Annotated in this window: 12 protein-coding genes, 2 tRNA genes and 1 pseudogene; 1 reads left to right on the top strand and 14 read right to left on the bottom strand. The window is 62.7% G+C overall.

The features are described from left to right. Positions 1-29: 29 nt before the first annotated feature. The 3 genes from C446_RS08505 to C446_RS08495 all read right to left on the bottom strand — a co-directional run bounded on the left by C446_RS08505 (position 30) and on the right by C446_RS08495 (position 2611). On the bottom strand, positions 30-818 hold the full coding sequence (locus C446_RS08505) for a site-specific recombinase xerd (protein ID WP_193363530.1): 789 nt from the start codon (positions 816-818) through the stop codon (positions 30-32). Positions 819-1004: 186 nt separating this feature from the next. Continuing rightward, positions 1005-1079, bottom strand: a tRNA-Glu gene (locus C446_RS08500). A 179-nt stretch (positions 1080-1258) separates the two neighbouring features. Continuing rightward, a complete protein-coding gene (locus C446_RS08495; RefSeq protein WP_006672677.1) occupies positions 1259-2611 on the bottom strand; it encodes a helix-turn-helix transcriptional regulator in 1353 nt (450 codons plus the stop codon). Between the two features lie 134 nt (positions 2612-2745). Here C446_RS08495 and C446_RS08490 point away from each other — a divergent pair, with 134 nt between their 5' ends. Next, entirely contained in the window at positions 2746-3324 is a 579-nt protein-coding gene (locus tag C446_RS08490; protein WP_006672676.1) for an MBL fold metallo-hydrolase, read from the top strand. A gap of 100 nt (positions 3325-3424) precedes the next feature. On the opposite strand, the pseudogene C446_RS08485 reads toward C446_RS08490, so the two are convergent. From C446_RS08485 to C446_RS08435, 11 genes and pseudogenes are all read right to left on the bottom strand, one after another. Beyond that, positions 3425-4271: pseudogene (locus C446_RS08485) on the bottom strand (ATPase). 7 nt (positions 4272-4278) lie between these two features. After that, positions 4279-4545: a DUF5827 family protein gene (locus C446_RS08480; RefSeq protein ID WP_006672675.1), complete on the bottom strand. Its 267-nt coding sequence runs from the start codon at positions 4543-4545 to the stop codon at positions 4279-4281. 168 nt (positions 4546-4713) lie between these two features. Beyond that, positions 4714-4785: transfer RNA gene (locus tag C446_RS08475), tRNA-Ala, on the bottom strand. Between the two features lie 135 nt (positions 4786-4920). Further along, the gene (locus tag C446_RS08470) at positions 4921-5610 is read right to left on the bottom strand and encodes a rhomboid family intramembrane serine protease (protein WP_049920109.1); all 690 of its coding nucleotides are present in this window, start codon (positions 5608-5610) and stop codon (positions 4921-4923) included. 383 nt (positions 5611-5993) lie between these two features. Further along, entirely contained in the window at positions 5994-6302 is a 309-nt protein-coding gene (rpsJ, locus tag C446_RS08465; RefSeq protein ID WP_004215311.1) for a 30S ribosomal protein S10, read from the bottom strand. After that, on the bottom strand, positions 6303-7565 hold the full coding sequence (gene tuf / locus C446_RS08460) for a translation elongation factor EF-1 subunit alpha (RefSeq protein ID WP_006672673.1): 1263 nt from the start codon (positions 7563-7565) through the stop codon (positions 6303-6305). It lies immediately after the preceding gene. Between the two features lie 324 nt (positions 7566-7889). Continuing rightward, a complete protein-coding gene (locus tag C446_RS08455) occupies positions 7890-8831 on the bottom strand; it encodes a homoserine dehydrogenase (protein WP_006672672.1) in 942 nt (313 codons plus the stop codon). Beyond that, positions 8828-9457, bottom strand: coding sequence for a hypothetical protein (locus C446_RS08450; protein ID WP_006672671.1), 630 nt, complete (start codon positions 9455-9457; stop codon positions 8828-8830). The genes C446_RS08455 and C446_RS08450 overlap by 4 nt, the downstream gene beginning before the upstream one ends. 189 nt (positions 9458-9646) lie before the next feature. Further along, a complete protein-coding gene (locus tag C446_RS08445) occupies positions 9647-10048 on the bottom strand; it encodes a NifU family protein (RefSeq protein WP_006672670.1) in 402 nt (133 codons plus the stop codon). Positions 10049-10214: 166 nt separating this feature from the next. Then, the gene (locus C446_RS08440; protein ID WP_006672669.1) at positions 10215-10787 is read right to left on the bottom strand and encodes a hypothetical protein; all 573 of its coding nucleotides are present in this window, start codon (positions 10785-10787) and stop codon (positions 10215-10217) included. 2 nt (positions 10788-10789) lie between these two features. Then, positions 10790-11335: a hypothetical protein gene (locus C446_RS08435; protein ID WP_006672668.1), complete on the bottom strand. Its 546-nt coding sequence runs from the start codon at positions 11333-11335 to the stop codon at positions 10790-10792. Between the last annotated feature and the right edge of the window lie 212 nt (positions 11336-11547).

Genomic DNA, 11547 nt, shown 5'->3' with positions numbered 1-11547 from the left:
CGGAGCTAATTTCGAAAGCGTGCAACGGGCTATTCTAAGAAGGTAGCCGTTCGTTCCCGAAGGCTGACGATCCAGGACTCGTTCGATTTAGCACTATCCCGTTTAGGGATTCGTAGCACACAGTTATCGGTATCAACCCACTCGAGTGAGGCTCGTTCGACTTCGACCGGTCGCAAGCCTGCGTCCATACTCGCCCAGACTAACGACGGTATTTTCCAGCTATTCGCTCGGTCCCAATCTTCCGGGGTGACGTCCGCTTTCGGCTTTTCGAAACGCTGCGCGAGATACTGTTTCCATCGGTCACGTTCAGCCGGCGTGACGTTCGAATATTCGGGGATGCTTCCATACTCGAGAGATGCATTGCGAATTTGTGTCCGTTCATCGCGGGTCAGGTAATCCTTCGGGCTCGAACTATCTACATCGCTGAAGGTGATTTCCGGATCCCACGCAGATCCACCACGCTCGTGTTCCCACCACTTGAAGAGCATCTTCACCGCTTTCTGGCAGTTCGTTTGGTGGGTTCCACTGTAATCTTCTTGAGCGAGATGTCGCATCCAATCGTCAGCGTAGTCCTCTGAAAGCTGTGCGGTGTATCCGCCTTCCTGTTCCCAGATCCATCGGTAGAACTGATCCATTCGGTACGCTCGTGGTTTAACCGTTCCCAGAGCGTATCCGTCCGCCTTTTTTGGCTCCTTTCCGAAGGCAAGTAGCCAGGATAGGCAGTCTTCGCGTTCCGATCGATAATCCACCAGTTGTTTTTGATTGAGGAACTCTTCTGCTGGCTCGGTTACCACCGTGATGCTCTCCGGGAGAGTCATCGGCTAACCACCCCGGGTGTCACCTTCTCTAAACGAGTGGTTCGTTCGAACCGACATGGTCTAGCAATACGGCCAATCGCAAGACGGCGGCCGATTACCGATTTTGTCTGAATCGAATTGCCCTGTGACATTGGTCAAATACCGTATCGGTCACAGGCTAAATCGCCGGAAGGAAGAGGGAAGTAGTGCTCCGACGGGGATTCGAACCCCGGTCATTGCCTCGAGAGGGCAATATGATTGGCCGGACTACACTATCGGAGCGTTCCGCGAGTGTACTCTATCGTAACGGGGAGTAATGTTTAAGCATTCCGTTTCGCCTCGATTTTGGTTCGAGATAGCACGGGTACGGCGAGGGGAAGAGAGGTACCGACATCCGGTAGTCACAGCACGGACGATCGGCTGGGAATTGGGTGGACCACTACTCCGGTAGTAGAGAACAGTTACTCCTCGAACGGGGATTTCGTCGCTTCCGGCTCGAAGCCCTCGAGGCTGATGATGTTTTCTCGACCGACACGAAGCTTGCTGATAGTTCCCTCTTCTTCCATATCCGAGAGGAGCATGCTCACTTTCGACTTCGACCAGCCGGTTTCCTCGACGATGTTGACCTGTTTCATGCGACCGCCGTTCTCGCGGATGAGTTTGACGACGCGGTCTTCGTCGGTGAGCAACTCTTCTTCCGGTACGGCGTCGGCCTCCGTTACGGACTCGTCCGCCATCCCGGACTCACCCGGTCTATCGGGTTGGGCACTACCGGCGGTCGAATCGGACTCCGGTCGGTGCCCGTCTCGAGCCGTCGCCCCGTGGGACTCGGAGTCGGTTTCGGCGTCGGCAAACGAGCCGTCACCGGAGTGGCGTCGGTACCAGGCGATGCCAGCCCCGACGGCGAGGAGGAGTGCAACCACGACGACGATCGGGACGACCCAAGACGTGTCGCCACCGGTCACGGACGACAGCGGGCTAGCGTCGGTGTCGGACCCCGTTCCCGTCCCGTCCCCGTTGCGTTCAGGCACGAGAACGACACGCGGGTGCCCGTCGATAAACTCGCGTTCGCCGGTCCAACTTACCGAGGTCGCGCTCTCTATGTTCTGGCCGACGTACCGGGGTTCGGGTTCGGCGCTCCGGAACTCGAGACCGTCGCCGGGTTCGATGACGATCGATTGATCCTCCGCGAGGTAGATACCATCGAAGACATCGCCGACGACGACCCGGTCGCCGTTGTCCTCGGCACCGGCAGTGCCGTCGGTATCGGCGAACCCGTTCCAGGTGAACGACATCTCGACGACGCCGACCGGATTGAGTCGGTCTTCGATCTCGGCGGAGCGGTTGAAGTCGGTCGCTTCCATCTCCCGGTCCGTCGCTTCGGTACCCTCCGCCATCGCCTCGGCCTGGTTCGTGAACCGTTCGTAGAGGGGGACTTCTTGATCGTCGGATTCGAACTCCTCGACGAACGCTTCGAAGCGTTCGCGCTGTTCGGCGGCGTCGTCGCCGTCGAATCGCTGTTCGTATCGGAACGTCCAAACTGCGCTGCCGTTCTCATGGACGGTGATCTCGAACTCTGTCGTATCGAAATTACGGGAGTCGACGTTCGCTTGGCCACCGAACCCGGCGGTCGACGCAGGAACGGAGCCGGTGGTCGCGGCGAACGACGGGTCTGTCGTATCGACGACCGGTTCGGCCGGAACGCCCGCGGCGGCGCTTCCGCTGGGGCTTATCGCCATCGCCGGCGTCCCGAAACCGACGAGCAACACCAGAACGGCGACTGCGAGCACCCCCGCGGAGTCCGACCGATGCATTCGTCTCACACTACGTGCCAGAGCTAAAAATGCTTGTGAGTGATCCGTCCCAGTCGGGGAACGCGAAACCTGATATCCAAAGCCCGGAGCCACCGGTCGACACGCACAAACCGGACGATGCCCTACTCGAGCGCATGATCGACAACCTTGCGCAGGGTGTGCAGGCGTTTACGAGCAATGTTTTCCTGATCGACGGCGAGCGGACAGTGCTGATCGACGCCGGGGCAAACTTCGACGTCGTCGACGCGGTCCGCTCTCGCGTCGACGGGTTGGACGCTCTCGTTCTCACCCACACCCACCGTGACCACGTCGGTAATCTCGAGGCCGTAAAAGAGAGGTTCGACGTCGATGTCTGGGGGTGCGATCCGTCGATCGACGGCGTCGATCACGAGATCGACGACGGAGAGACGGTCCTGCTCGGAGACCACGAGTACGTGGCGTTGCACACGCCCGGTCACAAGGACGACCACCTCTGTTTCTACTCCGAGGAGGCGGGCGTGCTCTTTGCCGGCGATCTCGTCTTCCAGAACGGGAGCTTCGGCCGTACGGACCTGCCGGAGGGAGACCGCGAAACGCTCGTCGAGAGCATCGACCGCGTACTCGAGCACGTCGACGAGGACCTCACGGAGCTGCACACCGGCCACGGCCCGAGCGTGATGACGAACCCCGCCGATCACGTCGAACTCGCTGCGCGGATGGCTCGACAGGCCTGAGCGGTGCGGTCAGGGTTCTGGGGAGAGGCGACGGAGTCGACCGGGTTTTCGACGGCTCCGATGACGACGACAAGCACCGGGACTGCGACTGTGACTACGACTACGACTCCCGGTCACGAGCCGCAGCCAGCATCGCGTCGTAAGCGTCCTCGTACGCCGTCGCAACCGAGCGCGGATCGGTCCGGTCGTCGTCGACAAGCGGCGGCAACGGAACCCGCTCGTAGGGGTCCAGGTAGTCGACGACATCACCGACTCGCTTCTCGAGCGTACCGCCCCGCGGGCTCGAACTCGCGATCTCACAGGCCCGACAGTACCGGTCACCGCGATAGATCGTCGCCCGACCGGGTTCGACGGCAGCCACAGCGGCGACCGTCGCAGGATCGAGCGACTCGAGCGGGCGAGCGACATCGCCGTAGGACTCGACGACTGCGAGATCTGCCGTTTCGATCTCGGTGGCGAACTCCTCGAAGGCCGGAACGTGGTGTCTCGTGGCCACCTCGTTGAGTTCCTCGACGGTCCGGACCGTGATCGCATCCTCGAGTGGGAGTGGCTCGGACACCGCTTCTGGAATCGACGCAGCGGCATTACGGACGTACGTCGGGTTCTCGCCCTGTCGACCGATCCGGTCGACCAGGAACTCCCGGTCCGAGCGGCCGAGCAGCCCGCCTCCGCCACCGGGGGCGGGCCGCCACNGGCCGCCACAGGCGGTGGACGGGATTCAGTTCCTCGGGGCTGTGGCCCCGCGTTTCAGCGTCTGCGAGGCGAGCAGCGTCCTTACCGTAGAGCCGGCCTTCCGTGAGGGCTCGCCGGCAGTCGGCGTGATCGAACCAGTAGTCGTTGCCCGCACGCGGCTTGTAGCCGACGCCGCCGGTCCGCTCGAGCAACCCGACCGAGAAGGTGGTCTTGCCGGCATCGACGCGATCCATGCCGACGACGAGCAGCAGCATCGCCCCGTTACTCTTTCAGTCCGTAGTAGCCCGGTTCGTCGTCGCTGCGTGGCTCGGCGACCACCAGACCGTCGGCGTTGACCATGATCCACGGAATCGCCCAGTCTAGCAGGATGTTCTCGGTCTCCTGCTCGATTTCGGCGTCGGGCTCGAGCCCCTGTAAGAGTCGCGCGATCTCGTAGACGGTGTACATCTGACCTTCCTCGAGTAGCTCCGCCGGAGTGTAGAAGTCACAGGGTGGCAGTTCGTCGAACTCGGATTTCGGGACTGGCATAGCCGATAGTATCGTGTCCCGCCACAAGACCGCACCGGTACGTCGCGAAGACGAGGACGCCGGCGCTGTCTCCGCCGTGAGCGGAGTGTGTAGAGAGAAGACAGGAATTGCGCGAGCGACCAGGTGTAAACGGAGAACGCACTGGGTGTGATAAGAAATCGGGAGAAGTGGACTCGTCGGGATTTGAACCCGAGGCCTCTTCCTTGCGAAGGAAGCGATCTGCCACTGATCTACGAGCCCGCACCCGTTCCTAACCCCGTGTCGGTATTTGTAGCTTGTGTTTCGCAGACGGGCCGTCAGTCGTCACCACGGCTCTCTGCCCCCGCGAGCGGTAGATCGTTTCATACATCGGTCCGACCCGAAACGGCCGCCACCTTACAATACGTGCGCCCGGCCGGCGAGCAATCCGAGGAAGAAGCCCGTGAAGTGAGCGATCAACGCGACTCGCGGGGCGGCGGTCGCGAGTGTTACCGCAGCCGCGAGGCCGACGAACACCAGTACGGTGAGCCAGCGTGGAACCTCGACGATAGACGCGATGCTCGAGGAGAAGCGGTTCGAGGCGACCAGATAGCCCAGCAGCGCGAAGACGGCACCGCTGGCTCCGAGCACGCCACCGGTCGGTGTCGCGGGAACCAGCGGCACGGCTGCGGCGACGCCGGTCACGAAGATTTGGGAGATGCCGGCGAGCGCACCCGTAGCGAGGAAGAAGACATGGAAGCGCAGCCGCGTCGTCGTACGGGCGATCGGCCAGCCAAATAGCATCAGTGCGACGCTGTTCGAGAGGAGGTGGCCGATGCCAGCGTGGGCGTAGACGCTGGTGACGATCGTCCAGGGGTTGTCCACGATCGGCGGCGTGAGCACGAACAGGCCAGTCATCGCTCCCACGAACGCGGCCACTCCCTGAAGGAGGTAGACGACGACGAAAACGGCGAGCACCTCGAGGATGGGGCTTGCGGAGCCGTCGTCGCCGGCAGTGCCACTCCCTCGACCTCCGTTGGGCCGCGAGTTCGGGGTTGCATCGGAGGACGTCCGCGGCCGCGGTCGATTTCGTCTCCCGCGTGGCATACCGCAACTCAGGGGGCGAGGCCCAAAAGTCTGCACGCCTTACGCAGGTTCGCCACGATGAAGGACAGCATTTCCTCGGTAGGCGTTCGGTACCGCTCTCGTCGGACGAACCCGTCCGGCAGGAGTAACGGTTGGCAAAACGTACAGCTCGGCCGAGAACGGTAGCCGATCAGTACTTGCGACGGAGTACTGATGACGGTGGACTTCTACCCTCGCTCGAGAAGATGGTGTGTGCGTCACCACGGGCTCTCGAACGGCGGGGTCGAGAACGGCGGGGTCGAGAACGGCGGGGTCGAGAACGGCGGCTACTACCTGAAAACGAAGGAAATGGAAAGTGGCGTCCGGTAACGAACCCGGCACCAATCGCGATCAGTGATTCGCGATCAGTCCTCGAGGACGATCTCGATCGAGACGTCGTTTGGCACCTGGATGCGCATGAGCTGTCGGAGTGCGCGTTCGTCGGCGTCCAGGTCGATGAGGCGCTTGTGGACGCGCATCTCCCAGTGCTCCCACGTCGCGGTGCCCTCGCCGTCAGGCGATTTCCGGGTCGGCACCTCGAGGGTCTTCGTCGGCAGCGGAATCGGACCGCTGAGGTTGACGCCGGTGTTGTTCGCGATCTCGCGGACGTCGTCGCAGATGTCGTCTAGGTCGTCGGGACTCGTGCCCGCGAGTCGAACGCGTGCCTGCTGCATTTATTTCTCGTTGACTTCGAGGACCTTCCCGGCCGCGATGGTCTGACCCATGTCGCGGATGGCGAAGCTCCCGAGTTCTGGGATCTCGCTGGACGGCTCGATGCTGAGGGGCTTCTGCGGTCGGATCGTCACGACTGCAGCGTCGCCCGACTGGATGAAGTCGGGGTTCTCCTCGGCGACCTCGCCGCTGGACGGGTCCATCTTCTTGTCGATGGACTCGATCGTACAGGCGACCTGTGCGGTGTGGGCGTGGAAGACCGGCGTGTAACCGGACGTGATCACGGACGGGTGCTGCATGACGACGATCTGGGCCTGGAAGGTCTCGGCGACCTTCGGCGGATCGTCGGCAGGACCACAGACGTCACCACGGCGGATGTCGTCCTTACCGATGCCGCGGACGTTGAATCCAACGTTGTCACCGGGTTCGGCCTTGGGCACCTCTTCGTGGTGCATCTCGATGGTCTTGACCTCGCCACCGACGTCCGAGGGCTGGAAGACGACATCGTCGCCCGTGTTCATGATACCGGTCTCGATACGTCCGACGGGGACGGTACCGATACCGGAGATCGTGTAGACGTCCTGGATGGGGAGTCGGAGCGACGCGTCCGTCGGCGGCTCCGGCTCCGGCAGGGCGTTCAGAGCCTCGAGCAGGATCTCGCCGTCGTACCAGTCGGTGTTGTCGGAGGCTTCGGCGATGTTGTCTCCTTCGAACGCCGAGATCGGGATGAACGAGGCGTCGTCCGTGTTGAACTGGACCTGCTGGAGGAGCTGGTTGACTTCGTCGACGACCTCGTCGAAGGTAGACTCCTTGTAGTCGACGACGTCCATCTTGTTGACGCCGATGATGAGTTCGTCGATACCCAGGGTACGGGCCAGGAAGACGTGCTCCTGTGTCTGGGGTGCAACGCCGTCGTCGGCAGCGACGACGAGGACGGCGTTGTCGGCCTGGCTCGCGCCAGTGATCATGTTCTTGACGAAGTCGCGGTGGCCAGGACAGTCGACGATGGTGAAGTCGTACTCGTCGGTGGAGAACTCCTGGTGGGCGATGTCGATGGTGACACCACGCTCTCGCTCTTCGGCGAGGTTGTCCATCACGTAGGCGAACTCGAAGCCGCCCTTACCCTTCTCTTCGGCTTCCTCGCGGTGCTGTTCGATGACGTGCTCGGGTACGCTCCCCGTCTCGTAGAGGAGTCGGCCCACGAGCGTACTTTTCCCGTGGTCAACGTGACCGATAATGGCCAGGTTCTGGTGTTGTTCGCTCATTGTTGTAGCTCACGCGCAGAGGCGCTTATATCGGTCTCTTTCGCTCGTTGCGGTTAAAACCATTTCGAAAGCGTATTCAGATGATCCCGACGCCGTCTTGCGGTTTGTGTTATACCCACACGCTTTTCGAGCGCGTGTCCACTCGCTGCCGGCCGATCTGATAGCGGGATCACCGTCTCCTACTGAGTGACTCGAAGGGAAAGGTGTTATCGAGGTCCGTCGGACAGACACACGCGAAACAAACATTGTCACCAGGAGTAACGGATCGAGTTCGATCCGATCGAGTTTCGCGACGGACACGCAAACCGGATCGAACTGCGACCGCTACTCCAAGCGCCCAACGTCCGACAGCACCGCTGTCGCCGTCTCGGGGCCACCAGCACCGCGCCCGCTCGAGTGCAGCGAACCCGCGTGCCGGGTTTCGATCTGAACGATGTTTCGCGTGCCCGTGACGGCGAGTGCGCCGTTTTCGGGGACCAGTCGTGGCCCGACACGGACGCCGTCACGAGTGGCTTCCCCGATCAGCCGGATCGTCCGTCCGTCCTCGGCGGCGAGGTCGAGCGCGCTGCCGGGGATGTCCTGAATACCCTCGACCGTCGCGTCGGAAAGTGAGAAGCCGCCGTCGTTGAGTACGTTCGCGAGGATGACGAACTTCAACGCGGCGTCGGTGCCGTCGACGTCGAACGTCGGATCGGCCTCGGCGACGCCGAGGTCCTGTGCCTCCGCGAGGACGTGCTCGTAGTCGAGTCCCTCCGCAGCCATCCGGGTGAGGATGAAGTTCGCGGTACCGTTGAGAACGCCCCGAACGGCGGTGACGGCCTGGGGCGTACAGTCCTCGATCGTCGAGAGCACCGGAATCGCGCCGCCGACCGTCGCCTCGAACCGGATCGAACCGGCGCTTTCTGCTTCGAGGGAGCGCAGTTCCTCGTACCGTTCCGCGACGGGACCCTTGTTCGCGAGCACGACGTGACGGTCGGCCTCAAGGGCGCGCGTGACGTGGCTGAACCCAGGTTCGGCGTCGTCCAGGGTTGTCGGCGTCGCCTCGACGAGGACGTCGTACTCGGTCTCGAAGACGTCCTCGGGAGCTGCCGTCCCGACGACTTCGCCCCGCTCCTTTCGGGAGACTGCGTCGTCGACGGCTATCCCGTCGGGGTCGACGGTCGCACTCGAGGAGTCCGCGAGCGCGACGACCTCGTGTCCGTAGTCGCCCGACAGCGTCGCGACCGATCGGCCGACATCGCCAGCACCGAGAATCGCGAGCTTCACGCCGTCTCACCTCCGACCAGCGGCTCGACTACGGTTAGTTCTTTCTCCGAGCCGATCGAACGGATAGCCTCGAGGGCCTGACTCGAGCGCCCGGAGTCGATCGCCAACCGGAGACGGGCGCTCGAGACGGATTCGGTCCCCTGAGGGGCAGCCAGGGAGAGATCGAGGACGGCCGCGTCGATTTCGGATTCGATCCGTGAGAGTGTATCCGAGAGGTCGTTCTCGACGAGGTGGCCGACCAGCACGACGCTGATCTCCTCGCCGTAGTGTTCCTCCCCGGCCTGAATGACGTTGACGCCGGCCTCACGTAGCCCGTCGACGATATCGTCGAACCGTTCCGGGGGCGACTCGAAGTCGACTTCGACGGGGATGTGTCCGCGGGGTGTGATGTTGCCCCGCTCGTGGTGAATGCTTAGCAGGTTGCCGCCGTTGTCGGCGATCGGCGCGAGCGCACGGAGCAACTCGCCGGGCTCGTCGACGAGTTCGAGGCGGACGGTGTAGGCACGAACGCCGCCGTCCGTCTCCGCGTCGGACTCGGTATTGACTTCGGAGTCGGGGGCGGTGCCCGTTCGGTCGTCGGCGTACTCGTCACCCATCACCGTCACCTCCCGTCGGGGGGCGTCCACACGTCGTCATGGTGTATGACTCCGTATCTGAGTCGTAAAAGGATATAGGCGTTCCCAAAACTGACCGACCGTGCCAACGAGACACAGGCTGTTGTACTCGCTCGGTACACGCCGACCGCGCCACAACAGTCGCATACCTGCTCGCGTCTCGAACGGCGGTCGGGCGCATGCGACGTACGGCGGCCCGTATCAGAGGTGGTCCTTGCCCGGGTTCGACGAGCCCCAGTCGCCGCGACCGCCTTCGGTGCGGTCGACACCCATGATCGACTCGGGTTGGTCGGGCCCCCCAAGCGAGTCGCGGGCGTCCGGTACGCGGACGGTCACCTCCTCTACCTCGGGCCACTCGATGAGTGCTGCCTCGATATTGCCCGTGGTTACGTCGCTGACCGAACACCCCTTGCAGCCGCCGCCGAGTTCGACGACGACCTCGCCGGTTTCGGGGTCGGCTTTCCTGACGGCGCTGGTTCCGCCGTGCATCTGAATGATCGGCATCTCTCGACTGATCCACTGCTCGACGCGCTCTCGGAGCGATCCTTCCGCGTCCGCCTCCCCGCTTGCGTCCGCGTCGGTGTCGACGTCGGATTGGGTCATCACCCGTGCTAGGGACTCGAGGGGGGAATAGGTTTGGTTCGTGAAAACGATAGTGGTTAATAATCCACGTTCGGGCGTTCGATGCGGTCGTTTCGACGAAATCGTCGAACGATTCATCGGGTGAGAAAACGACGGGATCGATCCACTCCCTACCGACGACACTTCGTCATGTTCGATCCGCGAGTGCGGCAGCGATCGCCCCGCCAGTGCCCGTAAAGACCGCCGGGTAGATCACGCCGGCGAGGATGATTGCGGGAATCGTATCGGGAGCGCCGCTCGCGCCGCCGACGGTCACCTCGAAGAGGAAGACGCCGGCGACGGTGAGAACGAGATAGCCCGGGAGTGCCGTCATTCCCGCGAGCAGTCCGTCCGTCGGTGCCGAGACACCGCGGTAGGTCGCGAGCCCGATACCTGCCGCAAGCAGGAGCCCCACGGGGGCCGCGTAGAGAACTGGCGTGAATCCCTGCTCACTGCCGATGTACGTCGCTGCGTGCGTTCCAAGGAGCGGAACGTCCCGAAACACCGTATCGACCAGGTGGGCGTTGTAGAACACCCAACCGACCATCTCGTAGGTCGCCGCCTCGCCGTCGAAGGCTTCGACCGCCTGGTGTAGCGGCGACTCCCGGATGTCGGTCGCGACGATCAGATACGTGACGAGATAGCCGACCACCCACGCAGCAGCGCCGGTGACGGCTCCCGCGATGAACGGCAAGCGTTCGTCGTTCGCGTTCGATGACATAGTTACTTACCTCCCGTACGGGTCGTTCCGTCGTCCGTATCGATCTTTCGACTCGAGTCGGCCTCGTCCGTGCCACCCTCGTCACCGACGACCCGATCGGCGAACAGCTCCGCAATCGGATCGATCGAGACGTAGATCCGCGCTGCGAGGATCGCGAGCGGCCCCAGCGCGATCACGAGGAAAACTACGTCGTAGGTCCACGCGAGGTCGCCAAGCAGTGGGGCAATCGCCGGCTCGAGCCCTCGGTGGGCCACCAGCACGGCCACGAGAACGACGAACAACTGGACGATCGAAGCGACGTCGTCGACGATCGACGGTGGCCCCTCGAGCGTCGACCGAAGCAGCGACGCGAGTGCAGGCGCGAGATACAGTAATAAAGCGACGATCGCGACCGTCACGATCGCGCCGACGACGGCGACGAACGTGACCGGTGTTCCGGGGATCACGCGGTCGATGCCGGGAAGCAACGACATCAACGAGAGAAGCAGTATCGCTGCGAGCGTCGCGAGCAGCAACTTTCCAACCGTACGGACCGTATCACGATCCACCGTTGTGGGACGTTCGGGGCAGTCGTAAGTCATGTGTGTCCGGGCATCCGATCCGGCGTCCCTAATAAACAGACGGTCGTCAACGTTGATTTGTCCCGTTTGACGACGTTTCATCCGACTTTATTTCTCTCTGTTTCCCGCGGAACGGTGGTCGTATCGACGGTGTGCGCTCAGACCAGTAGTTGTCATACGAAAACAGACCACACGGTTTT

It is taken from the genome of Halobiforma nitratireducens JCM 10879 (genome assembly GCF_000337895.1).
Taxonomy (GTDB): domain Archaea; phylum Halobacteriota; class Halobacteria; order Halobacteriales; family Natrialbaceae; genus Natronobacterium; species Natronobacterium nitratireducens.
This window is presented reverse-complemented; position numbering and strand designations above follow the sequence as displayed.